19 protein-coding genes are annotated in these 18,645 nt (G+C 29.9%); 7 read left to right on the forward strand and 12 right to left on the reverse strand.

The features are described from left to right. The first annotated feature begins 71 nt into the window (after positions 1 to 71). Together H0I29_RS14365 and H0I29_RS14370 are read left to right on the forward strand one after the other, a co-directional pair. Positions 72 to 2,447, forward strand: coding sequence for a hypothetical protein (locus tag H0I29_RS14365; protein ID WP_218752936.1), 2,376 nt, complete (start codon positions 72 to 74; stop codon positions 2,445 to 2,447). Between the two features lie 34 nt (positions 2,448 to 2,481). Next, entirely contained in the window at positions 2,482 to 3,252 is a 771-nt protein-coding gene (locus H0I29_RS14370) for a hypothetical protein (RefSeq protein ID WP_218752937.1), read from the forward strand. A gap of 79 nt (positions 3,253 to 3,331) precedes the next feature. On the opposite strand, the gene H0I29_RS14375 is transcribed toward H0I29_RS14370, so the two are convergent. The 12 genes from H0I29_RS14375 to H0I29_RS14430 form a co-directional block, all read right to left on the reverse strand. Then, entirely contained in the window at positions 3,332 to 3,763 is a 432-nt protein-coding gene (locus tag H0I29_RS14375; RefSeq protein ID WP_218752938.1) for a hypothetical protein, read from the reverse strand. A 20-nt stretch (positions 3,764 to 3,783) separates the two neighbouring features. Further along, positions 3,784 to 4,293 (reverse strand): endonuclease V, encoded by a 510-nt coding sequence (locus H0I29_RS14380; RefSeq protein WP_218752939.1) that lies wholly within the window; start codon positions 4,291 to 4,293, stop codon positions 3,784 to 3,786. Next, complete coding sequence (locus H0I29_RS14385; protein WP_218752940.1) at positions 4,290 to 5,114, reverse strand: alpha-ketoglutarate-dependent dioxygenase AlkB; 825 nt, start codon at positions 5,112 to 5,114, stop codon at positions 4,290 to 4,292. Before H0I29_RS14385 ends, H0I29_RS14380 begins: the two co-directional genes overlap by 4 nt. Positions 5,115 to 5,132: 18 nt before the next feature. Continuing rightward, entirely contained in the window at positions 5,133 to 6,356 is a 1,224-nt protein-coding gene (locus tag H0I29_RS14390) for a hypothetical protein (protein ID WP_218752941.1), read from the reverse strand. Beyond that, positions 6,356 to 6,811 carry a hypothetical protein gene (locus tag H0I29_RS14395; RefSeq protein WP_218752942.1) on the reverse strand — a complete coding sequence of 152 codons (456 nt, stop codon included), beginning with the start codon at positions 6,809 to 6,811 and terminating at the stop codon, positions 6,356 to 6,358. Before H0I29_RS14395 ends, H0I29_RS14390 begins: the two co-directional genes overlap by 1 nt. 32 nt (positions 6,812 to 6,843) lie before the next feature. After that, on the reverse strand, positions 6,844 to 7,272 hold the full coding sequence (locus H0I29_RS14400) for a hypothetical protein (RefSeq protein WP_218752943.1): 429 nt from the start codon (positions 7,270 to 7,272) through the stop codon (positions 6,844 to 6,846). A gap of 152 nt (positions 7,273 to 7,424) precedes the next feature. Further along, on the reverse strand, positions 7,425 to 7,613 hold the full coding sequence (locus tag H0I29_RS14405; protein WP_218752945.1) for a hypothetical protein: 189 nt from the start codon (positions 7,611 to 7,613) through the stop codon (positions 7,425 to 7,427). 21 nt (positions 7,614 to 7,634) lie between these two features. Further along, the gene (locus tag H0I29_RS14410; protein ID WP_218752947.1) at positions 7,635 to 8,390 is read right to left on the reverse strand and encodes a DUF2314 domain-containing protein; all 756 of its coding nucleotides are present in this window, start codon (positions 8,388 to 8,390) and stop codon (positions 7,635 to 7,637) included. Between the two features lie 131 nt (positions 8,391 to 8,521). Continuing rightward, entirely contained in the window at positions 8,522 to 9,253 is a 732-nt protein-coding gene (locus H0I29_RS14415; RefSeq protein WP_218752949.1) for a hypothetical protein, read from the reverse strand. A gap of 182 nt (positions 9,254 to 9,435) precedes the next feature. After that, positions 9,436 to 10,692 carry a hypothetical protein gene (locus H0I29_RS14420; RefSeq protein ID WP_218752951.1) on the reverse strand — a complete coding sequence of 419 codons (1,257 nt, stop codon included), beginning with the start codon at positions 10,690 to 10,692 and terminating at the stop codon, positions 9,436 to 9,438. A 54-nt stretch (positions 10,693 to 10,746) separates the two neighbouring features. Further along, positions 10,747 to 11,394 carry a hypothetical protein gene (locus tag H0I29_RS14425; protein ID WP_218752953.1) on the reverse strand — a complete coding sequence of 216 codons (648 nt, stop codon included), beginning with the start codon at positions 11,392 to 11,394 and terminating at the stop codon, positions 10,747 to 10,749. A 126-nt stretch (positions 11,395 to 11,520) separates the two neighbouring features. Beyond that, positions 11,521 to 12,429, reverse strand: a complete 909-nt coding sequence (locus tag H0I29_RS14430) for a hypothetical protein (RefSeq protein ID WP_218752955.1) — start codon at positions 12,427 to 12,429, stop codon at positions 11,521 to 11,523. A 161-nt stretch (positions 12,430 to 12,590) separates the two neighbouring features. Between H0I29_RS14430 and H0I29_RS14435 the strand changes: the two genes are divergently transcribed. The 5 genes from H0I29_RS14435 (at position 12,591) to H0I29_RS14455 (ending at position 18,645) form a co-directional block, all read left to right on the forward strand. Continuing rightward, entirely contained in the window at positions 12,591 to 12,941 is a 351-nt protein-coding gene (locus tag H0I29_RS14435) for a hypothetical protein (RefSeq protein ID WP_165730891.1), read from the forward strand. Positions 12,942 to 12,943: 2 nt separating this feature from the next. Then, a complete protein-coding gene (locus H0I29_RS14440) occupies positions 12,944 to 13,807 on the forward strand; it encodes a hypothetical protein (protein ID WP_218752957.1) in 864 nt (287 codons plus the stop codon). Beyond that, the gene (locus tag H0I29_RS14445; protein ID WP_218752958.1) at positions 13,808 to 14,944 is read left to right on the forward strand and encodes an adenylosuccinate synthetase; all 1,137 of its coding nucleotides are present in this window, start codon (positions 13,808 to 13,810) and stop codon (positions 14,942 to 14,944) included. A 111-nt stretch (positions 14,945 to 15,055) separates the two neighbouring features. Further along, positions 15,056 to 16,099: an SMI1/KNR4 family protein gene (locus tag H0I29_RS14450; RefSeq protein ID WP_218752959.1), complete on the forward strand. Its 1,044-nt coding sequence runs from the start codon at positions 15,056 to 15,058 to the stop codon at positions 16,097 to 16,099. A gap of 56 nt (positions 16,100 to 16,155) precedes the next feature. Then, positions 16,156 to 18,645 (forward strand): hypothetical protein, encoded by a 2,490-nt coding sequence (locus H0I29_RS14455; protein WP_218752960.1) that lies wholly within the window; start codon positions 16,156 to 16,158, stop codon positions 18,643 to 18,645.

An 18,645-nucleotide genomic window follows, 5' to 3' on the forward strand; every position in this document is an offset into this window, starting at 1 on the left:
CATTATTTACGATTCTTAATAATTCCATTTGCCTAATAAATAGCCACGATTTGTATTAAAAAAATTACATTATGACATTAGATCTATCGAACCTTCAACGTTATTACAACAATTTAAAAGAAAAAGAAAATTACCCTAAAGCTTATCTCTATGAGCTTTTTGCAGTTGGTAAAACTTCTAGAGATTCAATTATTATTGATGAGGTTTCTAAAACTTTAGAAGCGCACGGTACGTCAGAACTTCTTAGCGCTTTTAACACCCGTAATAAACTACCAGAAGATGGTCAGGATTCCTGGAAAATTTTAAACGCCTTGCTTAAATACGGACTAAAAGATCCATTGTTTCCTATTGGAAAAATCTACAATGATTTTCAATTTTCATCACTTTCTATTAGAGAGGAAACGATTGCAGAAACACTAGAAAAGCAACCTGATCTTATTTCGCGTTTAAATGGTATTAGCCACCTAAAAATAGATGATGTGTTTAGTAACGGTTTGCCAAAGGAAATTTGTGATATTACCTCTTTAATGTCCTTAGAAATTAAAGGCAATTACCAAGTATTACCAGTTTCTATAGGGAATTTACAACAGCTAGAAAGTGTTACTTTAAAATTACCAAAACTCGCTTCATTTCCAGAATCGTTTTGGTCTTTAAAAAACATAAAAGAACTAGAATTAAGCGACATAGAAACAGACTTTCAAGAATCACTTCACCTAGAAAAACTCACAAACTTAGAAGAATTAGATTTTATTTTAGTCAATTTAAAAGACGCCTCTCAATTACAATTACCAACAAGTTTAAAGGAAATAAGTTTTATTCGTTTAAAACATTTAACCCAACTTCCTGCGCGTATTTCTATACTTAAAAACCTTAAGAAATTCAATTTGTATATGTGTCCTAATTTGAGTGAAATACCTAACGGATTCAATCAATTAGACAATTTATTTGTACTGAAGTTAGATGCCATTCCTTTAATTAAAACCATAGAAGACCATCAAATATTTACAAAGCGTTGTGAATACATCACTTTAGATGATGGTTTAGAAATTGTACCAGGAACGTCTCCAATTTTAAATACTGAATTATTAATTAATGATGTCGAAATCTTAAATTACGTGTTATCGCATCCAGAACGTTTTACACATCTAGAAAAACTAAAAATTCAATATATCACAGATTTTTCTGATGTAACGCTAGGATTCGGACAATTAACAACACTTAAAGCTATTGATGTTCATCAAGGAAGCCAAATGGAAACCTTGTTTCAAAATATTGAAAATTGCACACAATTACGCTATTTAAAATTATACGGTGCCAACATAGAAAGCATTCCTGAAGGTTTAAAAGACTTGCAACACCTAGATTATTTATGCTTTAACAGTTGTAGAAGTTTAGTTTTAGAGGCTAAAAATTTACCTTCTAAAATTAACGAATTACATTTATTTGACATTAAGGAATATATTGCTTCAGAAAAATTATTAGAAACAGAACAGGCTTATTTTGGTAATTTAGCGATTGAAGCATCTCAAGTTTTGTTTCGTAATTTAATTACAACATCCCTTCATTTTTCTGGTATTAATAAAAGTGAAAACACAGAAGAAGACTTAATACAATATTTGCCAAAACCGGAAGTATTGACCACTCTAAAGGCTTATACTAATACTGGGCATTTTCAAAATATACTTCATTATTGTACCAACTTAGCGTATTTACATTTAGATAATAATGAAGCTAGCCTTTTGGCTTTAACACCTAAACCTGCGCCTCAATTAAAATATTTAAAATTAGATTTTTATAAAGCCGAAAACCTAGAGGACATTATTGCCAATATGCCAAATCTAGAAACCTTAGAAATGGCCCATTATGACGTTACACCTAGATTTCCTAAAGTTAAATTGCAACATCTAAAAAAATTAAATGTAAGTTATACGTCTTTTGAAACGCTTGAAACTTTAGAGGCACCTGTTTTAGAATCCTTATATATCGCGTTAAGTTACCAATTTGGAATGGAGGCTTATGCTAAATTAAATCAGTTTAAAGCTTTACAAAAACTAAACCTTATGGGAATTAGTGGCGATGTAAACAGCATTCCTAAAAGTATTACGGAGTTAAAGCTTACCGAATTTTTAATAGGTCACAAGTACGACGCTTTACCAGAATACATTCAGCAGATTAAAACTTTAAAAACCTTATCCTTAGGCGGAAATGACTTTGTAGATTTACCAACTTGGATAGCAGATTTACCTCATTTAGAACGCTTAGATATTGATGGTTGCTCATTTGAAAATGCAGTGCCAGAATACTTTACAAAACTAAAGCTGAAAGAACTAAAATATTACCTTTCTGGTTTTCGTGGTTATAACATGAGTCCAGATAAGTATAACAACTTAATAACGCAAGGTTACACCCAATTGAAAAAAGAGTTTAGCAAAGAAGCTATAGCCTAACTTTTGTGGTTATCTGCTATCTAAAACAAAATAGATGAAAATAGAAAAATTAACTAATAATCGTTCGCCTTACCACGAAATGTTGTTTGACAGTTTCTTAATCGAAAATATAAAATCGTACGAAGAACTTATGGAGGTTTATCAAAACTACAAACAAAATCATCCTGACAAGACTATAATCTTAACCCTTGATGATTTAGGTCAAGCCGAATATACTAGTGGTCATGCGTGTGACTATAATTCTTTGCTAGATACTGATAGCTATGATTTATCTGGACTTGATGAAGCTTGTTATGATGAAGACAACGAACATTTGGGGCATCTTTCTACACCATCTGAATATTTCATTATAAAGGAAAATTTTTTAAAACACACAAAAGGCATTGACTTTAAAACGGTTTGTGAAAAAGATTTAACCATTTCTGAAGACGAAGTTTTAGATTTAGAAAACATTAATGAATCTCCATTAGCCTTTTTAGACCAACAAATTATACTGAAAATTCTTCCCGTTGAAAAGCCATACGAAGGACTTACAGGATTTCCGAATGGATATTTTGATGCCGACTTAAGTCCTTTTGAAAATTACGCGCTATCGAAGTACTTATTTGAAACCTATAATTTTGAACTTTTTGGAATTGGCGCTTCCTTTTTAGGATTTATTAAAAATGAAAAATTAGAAGACAATAAAGTAAAAGCATTGATAGCTGACTTGGCAAAATTGTATAATACAACAGCATCAGAATTTGAAAAATTAGCAGAGATTATTAAAAATAAAAATCATTTATTTTTAAGATACACCGAATAATTTCAGTCATAAAAAAACTAAAAAGCCCAATTATACATTTATAATTGGGCTTTTTTTATTTATGATGAGTACCTGAAATTTACTCAGAAAATTGTTTAATAATTTCAAACAAGGTTAATTTAGTTCTCTTTATACTGCCATCATCGTGACGAAATATATGTACTTTAGTGTTATCATAGCATCCAAAAAACAATAAATCTCCTTCAGAATTAGCACCAATAGCTTTACCTAAAGCTAATTTTTCTAAACTCCACTTGTACCCATCTAAATCTTTAAATGACGGATTCATAAATTCACTTAATGTTTTAACATACGGGTTTAATGCGTGAATCTTACTGACTTCCATTCCATCTATGTTGGTAAGCTCCATCATCTTTTCAAAATTATATAACTTAAATTCCTCTTCCTCAAATACAACTACCCTTGGTTTTTCCGCAATAAATTCTCTGTAATTTTTTCTAAACATCAGTTTTAGTTCATCTACAGAGGTTATGATTAAATCTTCATTCATATTTTTAACTTTTTAAAGTATTAGTTCTTAGTATTTTCTTTTGTTTTAGTATCTACAATCTGTAGTAATGTTGGCATTCGGTATTTACCGTGCATTCGTTTTATGGCGTTACAAACCTCATCTCTATCAGTACCAATAGCAGTTACATACAATGGTTTTTTACTTTCGCCACGAAACACTTCTTTAAATACAGATGTTTTAGACACAAACTCAGATTTAGCGATACCAACAACCGGAATTTCAGCTTCTAAAGCTTGGTACAAATAACCACCTAAGCCCAAATGTTTTTCTTCTAGAATCACGTAACCATCTACAATAATGAAATCTATTTCTTCTAAATTCACTTGTTTCAACAAGCTTAAAATACATGGTAATTCTCTTTTGTAAAAAGATCCTGGTTCGTATGGTTCTATACCTTCAATAATATCCGTATAAATTTTTGTTGGTTCGTCGTCTTCCCAATCGTTAAAGCTTACCGCAATTGTTTTAGCTTTTCCGTTGTAATAATAAGTATCAAAAGCGAGTATCATAATTGTTGTGTTTTTTTGTTATTGCATGTATCGTTCTCTTCTAATTTAGGAACGATAAGATCTGCTTTACTAAGTGTGTATTTTATCTTTGGATATGTAAAGTTTAAACTTCTATTTTCTTCACCGCGTTGTTTATAAAATTCTTTTTCTTGCGTTTCATTTGCAAGTTCCATTATTGTATTATCTTCAAAATAAGGAGTATCATTATTGAATTTTACGAAGGTTTTAGAGGTTCTAAAAGTGATGCCCAACCATTTATTGTCTGTTAATTTTAATGCTTCACGGTTTGGGTTCTCTAGTATTATTTTATGAGAATATTTAGCATTCGTTTCCAAAGAAAATAAAACAAGAGAATTATGAGTTAGAGTGATATCAAATTCTTCTTCGGTAGATTTATCTTTAATTCTAAGGATACGAGTGGTTGTATCTGTTAACTTTTCTGGATGCTTATAGCACGAAAACAAACCAATATAAGAGTCCGTTTTTAGATCTAAACTTAAATCTGAATGGTAACCCATTTTTGTGTAATTCTCGTCGTATATCTCAATAAGACCACAATTAAAAGCTGTTTTTGGTTGATTTTCTTGTTCTAAAATCTTATTTATTTGGTTTAAAATATTAAGATGAGGTACAGTAAAATAATGCGACAGAATTGTAAACTTAGTGGTTGTTCTTACTATTGGAATAGCATCCATATACTTAACGATATGATTACCAACGCGTCCTTTTCCTAAAGTTTCAAAGACAATTTCTTTTGATAAAGATTCAAAAAGATTGGTTTCTAAAGGAAGTATCGTTTTATAAAATGGATGGTTATTCATAACGGTTACATTTTCTAATTAATAGATTGGTTTTTTATAATCTCCAGTATTCATACTAAAATGGACTTTACCATAATCGACACGTTTTACTGTTTTGTTTTCTTCGTAATAAGACGTTCTTAAATCAACAAGATTTTCAGTATCCATAGCTTCTAATTGTACTAATTTATCCTCTTGTTTTATATAGGTTTGGTTATTTGTATAAACTGCTTCTAAGTTAGAACAGCGAATTACATAGCCCATTCTAATGGGAATTAAATCGATGTCTAAAACCGATGGTCTAATTTCATGCGTGTATAATCTGTTGGTAGACAACGGAATTAAAAACACAGAATTTGGATATAATGTCACCGAAAATTCTTTAACTAAAGTAACATCTTTTACAGACGATTTTAATTTAAAAAGTAATCTAGATAAGCCGCTAGATTTACCATAAACCCTATCAAATTTATTGGTTTTAGAAGGACTTAATTTATCAAAATTAGTTGTATCGTAAAACGTACAAAAGGCAATTAGACCTTCTTTTGGCATGTCTTTCGTTTTATCAGAATGCGCTTTTATCTTTGCTTTTACATCTTTTGGATGGTCTTTGTCTTTCTTTTTGTTCTCGTAAATTTGAGCTAATACGTGGTTTAATTCGGTGTTTTTATCAAAATCGAATTGTACGGCTTCGTTAATTGTATTGACAATATGTGCGTCTGTTGCTCTAAAATTATCTGTTGGTCCGGTTAAATTACTAGAACATCTTAATAGTTTAAAATGAAGTTGCTCTTCGTTTTTATCTGATTCTTTCTTGGTTATTTTACTTAAATAAATTCCTTTTCTTAAAGCTACAGTTTGTTTGGTAGATTCTGTTAAATGCTGAAATTGATGTTCTTTTTCTACCTTAGAAAAGTAATTATCTTCTTTAAAAAACTGACGATAAAACACACCAGCATTATGGATATTTATAGGAACTTGTCCTTCATCAATAATTTTATATTTATCAGTATGAATGTCATCATAATTAAAAGAAAATTCTTTAATAATTAATACATCTTTAGCATCAGTGTTTAGTAATTTAATATCACCAATAACATATATTCTAGTTCCTTTTTCTGTGTTTTTAATCTCAGAAAAATGATTTACAATACGACCATTAAAATTGGTTTTTAAATAATTTAAAGCTTCAGAAGTATCTACTGAATTAGTTAAATCAATTAAAATATTTTTAGTTTTTGAGAGTGCATTTTCTATGTTCATTATTTTTCTATTTGATGTTGGTAATAACTCAATGCTTCCGCTCTCACTAAATCGGTATAATTCCTATTTTCAGAAATCGATTTTAATAAATCGATGTATTTTTTACGTTCTTCTTCTTTTAAACCATTAATAAACCGATTCAATAAAAGGGTAGCCATAATGGTTCCGTTTTCTGTATTGAACTTTAATAACTCAGCATTATAAATTTTGTAATTTGGCTTGTCTATATGTTCTATAAAATGGATAAAAGAAAAATCTTCATCTAATTCTGGATCTTGACGTTTTAGAAAATCAAAAAGTGTTTGAATTAATTGTTCTTTTTGCAAATCTGTAAAATCACCTACATCAGTTAATTCATCTCCAATAACATCAAAAAATTCACTTATTTCATAATCTTCCATATCGTCATTGACGTTGAAGTTTTTAATTTTTGTGATTGCGTTATCTAAATTCATTTAATCCGTTTTAACTTTTAATCTAAATATGTTTATTCGTCCTTTTTGTAAAAGCTAAAACTATTCAAATCAATTTCGTAGTTTAAAGCTTTCTCGTCGTTAACAGCCGCTTGTTTAATACTTACTTTGTTATTTTTATCATTCCATTCAAAATCTGTAATTCGAGCATAAAATTTGATAGGAATAAAGAATAAAGCTTTAGGATTATTCTTCTGTAATTTTGATGGAAATACACCTGCTTCTTTTAAATTTGGATAAACCGCTGTATCGAAAATAAAAACTTTACAATAATCAGCATCATGCATTCTCCCTGACTCCAAGTATATTGCTAAACGACCATCTAAAGATTGAGAAATATGACTTTCTTGCTCTTTATATTTTTCAAGACTTCTATAATTAATGATACTACCTATTAGTAAAGAAATAAGTATTAGAAGAAGTAAGGCTACTTTTTTATTCATATTTAAAGACTTATTTAACGTAGTGTTTTATCTTAAATAACCTTCTCTTATAAAAGAGAATTCAGTGTCAATCAGCATTTGTAAATAGGCTTCAAAACTATCTGCAATCACTTCAAACTCATTCGGATCGTGAAGAAACCTTACCACTTGTCCTATTTTTCCTTTTTCTGAAGGACTGCTCCGTTATCAGTATTTAGAGCACTAAAAATAATGTCACCATCTTTAATTTTTTCATTAAAAATTGAATTCGTATTAGCGCTTTCTTGGTTATTAATAAAGAACCAAGAAAGCGTAAGAATGGCTAAAAGACCAATAAAAATATATTTGATTTTTGCTTTCATTTAAAATGATGACTTATTATTTTATTTTAATACAGGTATAAGGTGAGACCAGTTTAAAGCGGTAGCAAAATCTAAAGCTGTTTTACCTGTTTTAGTTTTTGCTGTTTTATCTGCGCCTAATTCTAATAAAATATCTACCGCAGTTTTGTTTCCTGCAATGGTTTCTGTGTGTAATCTTGTCATTCCATTTTCATTTACAGCAACTACCACATCTAAGTTTTCTGTAAAGAAATCTCTTGCAGGTTTTTCCATAACTTTACTCATTGGGTGCTCAATAAGATTCTCTTTTTTCTCTTCTTGTAAGTGTGCAACCAGAATAGTATTGTAGTCGCCAAAGTTTAATCCCCAAGCATTATCATGGTTTTCTCTGGCTTTATCTGTCATATCAGAACGCAGTGCCTGAATGGTATATCCGCCATAAGTTTTACGATCTATAGACAACATCCAATCTGATATTTCTGATACTTTTCTAGTTACGGTATCTCCTTCAGTAACATTAGTCAATTTATTTGGTGCGTTTTGTAAAATACCTGTAATAAATTCTCCATCAAAATCAATTTCACTAATCCACATGTGTTCTACCAAAGGTTCTTCTTTTCCTTCAATTTTTTGTTGAAAAGGAATTTTTACTAAAGCTAAATCGTGAGCAGGAACAACTCTTTTAGCTTCCCAATAAATTTCGCGCCAAAAGTAGTTAAAGGTAGACTGCGCTTTAAGATAAGCAGCTTTCATTTTTTCGTTTTGTTCTGTGTAAAATATATTCTTTTCTTGACTCATAATTTCTTTGTTTTTAATTATTTATTTTTTTAAATTTTAATACCAAATCAAAAGATTTGATGACTTTGTAAATAGCAATAATCTTTAGATTAAAAAGAATAGCTTATTTGCTTTATATTGTATTACCAATTTTATTTTTGCCAGTTATAATCTTTAGGTTTTTCTAAAGCATACGTCTTCATTTTAGAATGACTTATTTTATTACTGACCTTAAAGTTTTTTTTATAAAGGTATTGTGTCATTATTGGATAATTATTTTTTTCATTAGCATTGGTAAGTCCCAATTCTGTAAATTCAAAAATGTTAAATGTCCAATAATTGTTATTTTCATAATGATCAAGTTTCATAGTAATCGTTTCAAAGATTCCATCCTTATTAAAATCTCTTTCTTCACGATTTCCATCCATCATATCATCATAAGAAATTTTTGAAAATCCTTTGTTTTTATTTTGTATCAGATATATTACACGAACATTTAAAGCAGCTATTCCATTACCCATATACGGAATTAAAAGTTTTATGTCTTTTAGATTATCAGCATTAAAATCAGTTATTCTAATTGGTTCAAAAATATTTAACGTACTAAAAAACATATCTTCAGAAAGTTTCTGAATTTGAGTTTTACCTCTAAATATTCTTATGGAAGATTCTTGATCTACATCATCTGTATAAGATGTTAATTGAATTGTTAGAGATTCTGTTTCGAAAAAATTATCAATTGTAATTGTATAATTTTCTTGTTGTTTGGTTTCTGTCCAATTATTAAATTCCTCATAAACAGGTTGAGGCAATTCTTCAAAAGGATATTGACAATACCCCGTTAAATAAATTAAATTGACTATAATTAGTAATGATTGTTTCATGTTATTGTAGCTTCTGTATAAAAAACATCTATTAAGTCTTTTTAATAAAAATGAATTGTTTTTATCTCTAAATGATTTCTTTATACGAACAAAGATGAAACTTTAGTGGTGTTTTTAAGTAACGGTTTTCAGTGATATTAAAATATCAAAAAGTGTTTTGCTCTTTTCTGTTTTTTACAGAATTACCACTTCATAATCGATTCTTCTTTCCAAAAAATGAACCTAAATTCTTCATAATGATTTCCATTTCCAATGGTGTGGTTATCTCTAAGACCTTTATCTAACTGTAATTTATGAAGCATTCCTGATGCAGAACCAATCCATAATGTGTTTTCATCATCAGAAATAGTAATACTAGTAATTGTAGAACCTAAAAAGTATTTCCAAATGCAATTTCCTTTTGTATCAATGGCTTTAATATATCCGAAAGCATCACCTAAAATATAATATTTAGAAGTTGCTACACCACAATAAACCCTCATTCCGTCATCTATAACGGTATAATCTTCGCTTTCTTCATAAGCTGTTATATTGATATTTGTTAAGTTTGTAGCATCTACACCAATAGTTACACCATTATAAAAGTGACAAGAATTTGTAATTAATTGATGGTCATTTTTAGAGAAAAGACAAAAATCTGGATAAGAAGATTGCGGACCAACTTCTCCAATTTCTTCGCCATTATTATCTAAAATTCTATGGTCGCTGCATTGGTCGCCAACAACAATGTATCTATTATCATTAGAAATAGTAGCATTTTCCATATCTATATCAGATTCCCATTCTTCATCTTCTAAATCAGGAATTGGATGTATCATGTTTTCCGAACCTTTAGAAATAATAAAAATTCCTTCGGATGTTGTGAGTAAAACTTTATGTCCGTCGTTAAAAGGAATTAATTCTGAAATCCCTAAATCTTTAGCTTTATCTAAATTAAATGTAGCTATAACAGTACCTTCCCAACCTTGTGTTGTTACAATAGTATTGTTTGATGCAATAGCAAAAACATTATTTTGTTTAGATTTTCCTATTGCATTAATAGAGGTTTTAAGTTCTATAATTGTATCGTCTTTAAGAATATATGCTTGTCTTTTTTGATAAGCAGTACCTATTAAAAACACAATTTTCTGCTCATTTATAAAATGTAACTGTTCTACACTTTGTCCTTTATCTTGTATAAATTTGATGAAAGGCGTGTGTGCAGGCGGAAAATCATCTCTAAATTGAGTAATGGTATTATTTTTATTAGCCTCTTTTAAAAGCTGATAAACAGCATCTGCTAAATACTCTCTTTCGTCTTTAGGTTCTTCTCCTTTCCAATTTTCCCATCCGTTCGTTTCACCAAACTGCACCATTTTATTTACGTCAGAAGCATATTTGCTTCCTAATAAATTCCAAGCTTGTTTGATGTCTTTTGTATTCTTGTCTGTGAATTTCATTTGTACTATTTTTTTCTTTTTTGGAGAGAACCTAAAGTTAAAAGAGGTTATTATTTAATTAAAAGCGATAGCTGTTTTGTTATTGATACTAAATTTAGCTGCATCTAAAAGAGTAACACAAACTAATATTTCTATCCAAAAATCACCTTCATCTGCTACAATTTTATTTAATTCGTCAATATTGGTAACATCATTATTTTCATCTAAACCAATACCTAAATGCTTTGTAATACTTTTTAATTCTTTTAAAAGATCGTAAGAAGACCCAATCATTGCGCCAGGTACAGGTGCTTTATCAGTATCGAAAAGAACTTCTGGTAATGCTACAGGAATATAAAAACCTTCAGCGTCTGAATGTGTTAAAAGATGGCTAGACATATAAGAATAATGATCTTCTAAAATGGCATCACCTTCTGGCTCTTCTTCCGAAGAAAAAGGAGTTGGTGTCCAATCCCAATTCTCATTATCTTTATGCTCCCAAACGTGGGCTGCAAAACGTCTTAAATGATGTAAAAAACTATAAGGAAAACCTCCAAATTGTAATGGCTCTATTTCCATTTCATTTGGTTCTTGGTAAGTTTCAACACCATTTTTTATTAATATTGTATTTATATTATCAAAAATGACTTTATAAGCCTCGTAACCTTCTGGTTCATTTTCTTTAAAATCTACTAATATTCCACTAGAAATTGTTAATCCCATAACTATTTTGTTTTTTATATTGTTAGACAAAATTAGAGGGAATGTGCTTTTTTTTTATCACTGAAATTAATGATATTATCAAATCATACATTTCATTATTAAGTAAAAAAAATAAAGGTTTTATTTTTATAACGATTCTGCGTCAATGCCCATTTTTTCAAACTCATCATAAACACAATCTTTAGCATAACATAAGGTTGCTTTTTTAAGGTTAGGAAATTGTTTGGCATCAACAGCCGTTTCCATATCCCAATCATCTTCACCACCACCAGAAAAAGGGGAGAGGTTCATATAAATATCGTTTCCCCCATCTTGATAAATGTCTGTAATTTCTGTAGCCAAACGTTTAGGAATTGGTAAATCTTTAAAATATTGCACCACTTCTGCTATAGGTTCATAACCTTCTTCATCAATATCTATTTTACGCTCTCTATACCAATCTGCAAATTCATAAATGTCGAATTTAGGTTCTAGTAAGCCTTTCATATACATTAATTCTTCTATTATAGACAGTTTAAAGCCAAAATCTACAAAAGTAATTTCTTCTTCATCTAAAGGTTTAATACTATATTTATCGTCTGGTATACCTTGCCAACGTACATAAGGTTGATAAGCACTTACTTCAATAGCCTTTATAGTTTCTTCTTCATTAACACTAAACCAAGCACAAATAGTATTTAGAACTAAAGCGCCAGAATCATCATCTTTAAAAAGCTGTACACGTTCTTCTTTATTAGTTTTATAATAATTGGTAATCTCTTGATCATTAAAATAAAACGCTCCAGAGAATTTATGCTTAGGACAAAAACTGTAAGTATCAAGTTGTAGTTCTAAAGTTAAAGATTCTATGCATTCACCATTTTTAGAATATGCTAGAAGACCTAAATCATCCCAAGTAAAAATAGTATTGCTTTTTCTTTTAGTTGTTCTGTAATTATCATTTAAACATTCCTTTAAAGTGTTTATAGAAATAGGAAATTGAATAGAAACTGAATTAATTAAAAAACCTGTTGAAGATAAATGTATTGTTGTCATAAGTACGTTTTAAGAATGCCAAAGATAATTACTCGTTTAAAAATGGTACTGCCTGATTTCAGTGATATTTAATTATAAATCTTTTAAATAAAAATATAAATCACCCTTTTCGGGGATAAAAAAATGAAGAGTTACCTATAATTTTGTTGAAAATATATTTTATGGAGGATAAAATTAAAAGTGCTGCTTTTTTAGATTCATTAAAGCGCAACAACGAAAAAATAAGAGACGATCGTGCAAGTGCTATTGCAGAAGACGCACAGTTAATGTATAAACGCGAAACGGAAGATTTAGCGTTATCATTAAAACGTTTAAAACGCGAGCAAGAAAACATGTTAGACATGAGTCCGACCGACGCAAATAGTTTGGTTTTAGCGTCAGATTTTGATGCAAAAGATTATGTAGCCAAAGACTTAGAAATGTCTGTAAAGATTAGAAATTTAGAAATTAAATTAGAATTAGCCAAAAAGCGTTACACGCATTTATTTGGTGGAATCATAAATGAATTATAATTATGGGAGGAGGAAGATTTAGTAACGACGCTTATAAACGATTAAGAAAAACGAAAGATTATAGTAACAAGTCTAGAGAAGAGATATTTACAGCTAGAAATATAGATGGAGAAATGGATCCTGTAAAGGCAATTGTAAGAGAATCTAGAGATTCTGAAGAACATCCAGAAACGGTATCTATTATTGTAGCTTTAGACGTTACCGGAAGTATGGGGTTTGTACCAGAACATATTGTTAAGGAAGCTTTGCCAGATCTTATTGGTTCTTTAATGGAAGCAGGAATAGAAGATCCGCAAGTATTATTTTTAGGGATTGGAGATTTTATTTATGATGCTGCTCCTTTACAAGTTGGTCAGTTCGAGTCTTCTGCAGAATTGTTAGACCGTTGGTTAACGCGCGTTTATTTAGAAAGCGGCGGCGGCGGAAACAACCAAGAAGGGTACAACTTGGCACATTTGTTTGCTGCGCGCCATACTTCGATTGATTGTTGGGAAAAAAGAAAGCAAAAAGGTTTTTTATTCACCATTGGTGATGAACCTGTTTTTCCTACAATTCCAGCAGAAATTATAAAAAGATACACCAGCGCAGAAGAAGCAGAAACAATTACTACGGAAAATATTATTAAGGAAGCTCAAGAAAAATATAATGTATTTCATATGCATTTAGAGCATAATGAATGGTCTAAAAGTGAACACCGAAAAGGAAATTGGAAAGCACTTTTAGGAGATAATTTTTTAGAAATTGCAGATTTTAAAACCGTAGCAAAACGTATTGCAGATGTGGTAATTCAAAATCATAAACCATTTAATGCAACCACAAATACCAATACTTCTTCTGATGATATAGAAGTAGAAAATATGTTATAAATGACAAAATGTAGTATTGTTATAGATTTAGGTTTTGGTGATGCCGGAAAAGGGTTAACTACCGATTATTTAGCATCACAAAACTCTAAAGAAAGTTTAGTAGTTCGGTTTTCTGGAGGACATCAAATAGGGCATACTGTAAGTACAGAAACACTTACGCATACGTTTAGTAATTTTGGTTCTGGTACGTTATTAGGCGTTCCAACGTATTATTCAGAACTTACTACACTTTTTCCGCCTGCTATTTTAGATGAAGGAGAATTCTTACAAAAATACCATCCAAAATTGTATTTTCATCCGCTTGCGATGATTACAACTTTTTATGATATTGCTTTTAATAGAGCGGTAGAAAAGCAACAAAATAATGGTTCTTGTGGTTTGGGTTTTGGAACAACTATTGCTAGAAATAAAGAAGAAGTTTATTTGTATGCAAACGATTTACAGTTTCATTGGGTTTTAAAGCAACGTTTAATAAGTATAAAAAACTATTACGAAACAAAGTTAAAAACGGAACCAAAAAGCGTTCAGGAATATTATAAAAACGAATTAAAGGACTATAACGAAGCGTATTTTATAGAAAGCTGTTTTTCTATTCAGAAATTTTATAACTTAAACGCTCTTTCTGATTTAGCAACCTCTTTTAAAAATTTTATTTTCGAAGGAAGTCAAGGTGTTTTATTAGATACACAACATGGTTTTTATCCGCATACTACGTGGAGTTATACTACTTCTAAAAATGCAATTCAGCTTATAAAAACTCATTTAGGAGTTGACGCAGAAATAGCTATTTTTTATGTTACACGCTGTTATCAAACAAGACACGGAAACGGACCAATGGCTAACACAGAACCTGTTTCACTTCAAAATAATGAAGATGAAGCAAACGTTACAAACGAGTTTCAAGGTGTATTTAGAACACAAGCTTTAGATACACAATTATTAAATTATGCTTTAAGTGTTGATGCAATTCATCATCAGAATTTAAAACTAAAGAAAAATCTAATGGTAACTTGCATCGATCAATTACCTAGTTTTTCTACTAAAAATCTACTTCAAAAGTTAGATGTAAAATTCAATATGGTTTACGAAAGTTACGGACCAAAACGAGAATGTATTACACAAACTTCATCAAAATAATTACTGCATATCTATTGCTAAAAATATTCTGTAGTATTTAAAATCATTAGTTTCAGTGATAAAAAAAATATTGATCCAAAGTATCTTCGCAGTATTAAAATATAAGAGAAAATGAACAATAGTATCAAATATTCAGAAGATTTTAAATTATTAAAATGGGATGATTTTAATTTTGAACCTATCAAAATAGAGACACTTCCAATTCTTGAAGATCCTGAACATTACAAGAATTCTTTTACGTTTAGAGACGCGCTTTTAAAAGCTGTAGAAAAAGCGTCTGAAAAAAATTTATTAAACCTCATATTTATTACACCAGATTATGAAACCATTCATAAATTTTATGGTATTGGGTATTTAGAAGACAAAACGCTTTTTACTGTTGAAATAGAGCATACGCCAATATTTGAAGCATGGTTTACAGTTATTCATGATGAACAACACAAAAGCGCTACAATTTATACCTTTAGTAAGAGTTGTTATAGTTCTCAACCTGCTTCTAATTTAAAGAATATTACTTTTCAAGAAAACACAGGTGCTTTTATTGATGAATTTATTCCGAATCAATTTATAGCAGAAAAATTAGCCAAAGAAAAAACAGATTTTATAAGCCCTTTTATTCAGTTAGAATCTAAAATTAATTTAGAAGAAGTAAAACAATCTTTTAATGCTTTAATTTTAGAAAAAGGATTGACAATACATCCACCAAAAAGCAATGAAGACATATATGTTAAGTTTGAAAAAGAAGCGGGTTTTCCTTTTCCAACAATAATTAAAGAGTACTTAACGTTGCATAGTGGTATTGATCGATGCGCCATAATGAGTGCCGAAGATATCTATAAAGAGTGGAAACAATGGAAAGATTGTTATGATGATTGGACGCAAGAAGAGTTGTTAGACACATATTCGACAAACAAAGGAAAAGCATTATTAATGTACACCACACCATATTGGATTCCGTTTTTCGATTTACAGAATGGTAATTTTTTAGCCTTCGATTTTGCTCCGAATACAAAAGGTACAGCCGGACAAATTATTCGTTATGGTGCAGATCAAGAAATTGGATATATTGAAGCAGAAGATTTAAATACTTTCTTAAAAAGTTTAATGGGTAACGAAGGCGAAATTGAAGAAAATGAATGGTTTTACATCGAATAAAATCTTCTGAAAAAGAATAAAGTATAGTACAATATAATTTGAATAACACTTAGTAAATGTCTGCGATATTTAAAGAGAAAATAGTTCCGAAATTAGAGATGTCATCTTTAGAGGCTTCTGAAATAAAAGCAATCCTTCAAGTTTTAAAATTGATGAATGCTACTGATAACGATGTTTATCTAAAGGCAAAAAACACTACTACTACAGAAGGTGTACATGCAGAATTTACAGAAAAAGTAGCACAACTTATTTACTTTCATCCTACTGTTTTTGCAAACGAAAAAGAAGGATTAGAATTTATTGCATCTTGGTTACCGTTGTTAAAAAACGGATTTTATCCGGATGAAAAAAGTAGTGATAAACTTGTTGAGTTTTTATATTTTAGTCTCAGTTATTTTCAATCACCAGCAATTTCAGAAGCTATTAGAATAGCTGTTTTTCAGGTGTTAAAAGCATTGGTACAAAGTGAGTCTGAGGCTTCACTTTCTGTAGCTCGTTTTTTAGTTCATAGAATTTTTGATATTAGAGATGTATTTAGTTCCGATTTTTTAATTCAGCATTGTATCAAAAATAATATTTTAAATGAAACCTATTCTGTCGTTAATTCAGACAAAACTATAACTACGTTTCCATTTAAAATAGACAACAACTTTATTCAATATTTTTTTGATAATGATTGGCGAAAATTCATTACAAAATTTCATCAAATACTACCTGTAGGTCGTGTTTATGTTAAAGGAGCATACGATTTAATGTTGCCTTGGTTTAGTACAGAATTAGCTGCGTATTATTACAATAATTTACAAATAATATTTGAAGCGCATAAAGCAATTAAAGAGCGCATTATTTATGTAGAAGCAAATAGTTTAGAGTTATTAAACCTAAAAACTACTGAAGGTTTCCACCCGTTAATTGCCGCTTTAGGACCTAAATTATTATGGGATGCAGGCGATGTTTTATTATTCAATAATCGTGATAAAAATATTCCGCAAGAGCAATTAGATGTTTGCTATTTAAGATTTGTAGATTGGTTAAACGCCGATGGCGGAAGCAATTTTTACTCAGAAACTTTTAAAGATTACGGAAAACAAATTTTTACTGAAAATAGGGCAGAAGCACTTCCGTTACAACTTATTCCGTTTTGGTTTGATAAATGTCACCCTAAAACAGGTGTTAAAAATCAGACAGAAACCTTCAATACTATATTTTCAAATTTATTAATTAAAGACAGAAAAGGAAAACTTCCTATAATGCGTTATGATCACAATGATTTTCAAATGACGGGTTCATTTTTAATTCAAAATGTTTATCAGAATAAAGACAACTTAAAAGGTTTTCTTGAAGACTTTATAAAAGAAGGCATTAAAAATCCTTTAAATCAGTTTCTAATTCGCACTTTTTATGATGCTCGCGAAGAATTATCAACTTTGTACAATGCAGTTCAGCAAGAAATTTTACAATTGTATTTATTAGAAATTGCTTATTCCGCAAGAGATGTTAGCGACGATATCAGAAAAGAAAATTTACCTTTTATTGTAAAAACACTAGCTGTTTTATGTGTAGAACCTGGTAATTTTACGCGTGTAAATGAAATTTGGGCACTAAAAAACATTGATTCTTGCGTTACCGATCTTTGTAACGATTTTGCAAAAGGCCATTACGTTAATGAAGATCGTCCTTTAAACTTACATATTATTCAAGCTTGGTTTAATTATTTAGGTGATTTTTATTACAGTTCTAGACAAGAAGCCGTTTGGATTTCAGATGTTTTAAGCACGCAAGGTATTCGTACAGCAAACTATTTTAATACTATAGAAGAAGATGCGAGTTACTTTTTAGATAGAGCTATTAATAGAATTATCGCTTTTCATAGAAAATGCAAACTCAAAGAAAAAGACAACGGTATGTTAGGCTACATTTCGATGCAAATTGATACGTATTTAACCGATTTTCTAACGACATTAAATAAAAGGAAATTAAATGCAAACACGGTAAAATACCTTACTGATTATAGTAGAAGTGTTATAGCGTGTTTTACATATCAAGAAGAATTATTAGCCACTATTGATGGTTTTTATCATTTTCACTTTAAAGGAGAACCTCAAACAGAAATGGAAAGTATTGCAGCAGAGTTGCAAACTATTAATGTTGAAATGGAAGTTAAAGAAATTAACCAAAAATATGTTGATGCTGTACTTTATAATCTAGAAAATTATAAGGAAAATGGAAGTTACGATATTAAACTCTTAGAGCCTTTAGATGAAAAAATAGAAGAATTTAAAGTTTGGTTAGCTAATGATAAAACAGGAATTGAAGCTAAACTTATTCAAGCGCTTTATATGACTTTACTTGATACAAATTTAGCACCAAAAACGGAACAAGAAACCTACGGAACACTTTGTAGAAGTTTATTTGTGCATTTGGTAAAAGGAACTAAAATGGCGCCTTCATACGGAATGGGATTAAAAGCGATGGCAAAATCTGGAGCCTATTCAGAAGATTTAACAACGGCTTTATTAGAACTAGTTGACCATTTAAAAGCTTAG

This window comes from Polaribacter sp. R2A056_3_33, assembly GCF_019278485.1.
Lineage (GTDB): Bacteria > Bacteroidota > Bacteroidia > Flavobacteriales > Flavobacteriaceae > Polaribacter.

What these genes read in the sequence shown, in the direction of transcription:
- H0I29_RS14365 (WP_218752936.1), top strand. Translation starts at nt 72, where the DNA reads ATGACATTAGATCTATCGAACCTTCAACGTTATTACAACAATTTAAAA.
- H0I29_RS14370 (WP_218752937.1), top strand. Translation starts at nt 2,482, where the DNA reads ATGAAAATAGAAAAATTAACTAATAATCGTTCGCCTTACCACGAAATG.
- H0I29_RS14375 (WP_218752938.1), bottom strand. Translation starts at nt 3,763, where the DNA reads ATGAATGAAGATTTAATCATAACCTCTGTAGATGAACTAAAACTGATG.
- H0I29_RS14380 (WP_218752939.1), bottom strand. Translation starts at nt 4,293, where the DNA reads ATGATACTCGCTTTTGATACTTATTATTACAACGGAAAAGCTAAAACA.
- H0I29_RS14385 (WP_218752940.1), bottom strand. Translation starts at nt 5,114, where the DNA reads ATGAATAACCATCCATTTTATAAAACGATACTTCCTTTAGAAACCAAT.
- H0I29_RS14390 (WP_218752941.1), bottom strand. Translation starts at nt 6,356, where the DNA reads ATGAACATAGAAAATGCACTCTCAAAAACTAAAAATATTTTAATTGAT.
- H0I29_RS14395 (WP_218752942.1), bottom strand. Translation starts at nt 6,811, where the DNA reads ATGAATTTAGATAACGCAATCACAAAAATTAAAAACTTCAACGTCAAT.
- H0I29_RS14400 (WP_218752943.1), bottom strand. Translation starts at nt 7,272, where the DNA reads ATGAATAAAAAAGTAGCCTTACTTCTTCTAATACTTATTTCTTTACTA.
- H0I29_RS14405 (WP_218752945.1), bottom strand. Translation starts at nt 7,613, where the DNA reads ATGAAAGCAAAAATCAAATATATTTTTATTGGTCTTTTAGCCATTCTT.
- H0I29_RS14410 (WP_218752947.1), bottom strand. Translation starts at nt 8,390, where the DNA reads ATGAGTCAAGAAAAGAATATATTTTACACAGAACAAAACGAAAAAATG.
- H0I29_RS14415 (WP_218752949.1), bottom strand. Translation starts at nt 9,253, where the DNA reads ATGAAACAATCATTACTAATTATAGTCAATTTAATTTATTTAACGGGG.
- H0I29_RS14420 (WP_218752951.1), bottom strand. Translation starts at nt 10,692, where the DNA reads ATGAAATTCACAGACAAGAATACAAAAGACATCAAACAAGCTTGGAAT.
- H0I29_RS14425 (WP_218752953.1), bottom strand. Translation starts at nt 11,394, where the DNA reads ATGGGATTAACAATTTCTAGTGGAATATTAGTAGATTTTAAAGAAAAT.
- H0I29_RS14430 (WP_218752955.1), bottom strand. Translation starts at nt 12,429, where the DNA reads ATGACAACAATACATTTATCTTCAACAGGTTTTTTAATTAATTCAGTT.
- H0I29_RS14435 (WP_165730891.1), top strand. Translation starts at nt 12,591, where the DNA reads ATGGAGGATAAAATTAAAAGTGCTGCTTTTTTAGATTCATTAAAGCGC.
- H0I29_RS14440 (WP_218752957.1), top strand. Translation starts at nt 12,944, where the DNA reads ATGGGAGGAGGAAGATTTAGTAACGACGCTTATAAACGATTAAGAAAA.
- H0I29_RS14445 (WP_218752958.1), top strand. Translation starts at nt 13,808, where the DNA reads ATGACAAAATGTAGTATTGTTATAGATTTAGGTTTTGGTGATGCCGGA.
- H0I29_RS14450 (WP_218752959.1), top strand. Translation starts at nt 15,056, where the DNA reads ATGAACAATAGTATCAAATATTCAGAAGATTTTAAATTATTAAAATGG.
- H0I29_RS14455 (WP_218752960.1), top strand. Translation starts at nt 16,156, where the DNA reads ATGTCTGCGATATTTAAAGAGAAAATAGTTCCGAAATTAGAGATGTCA.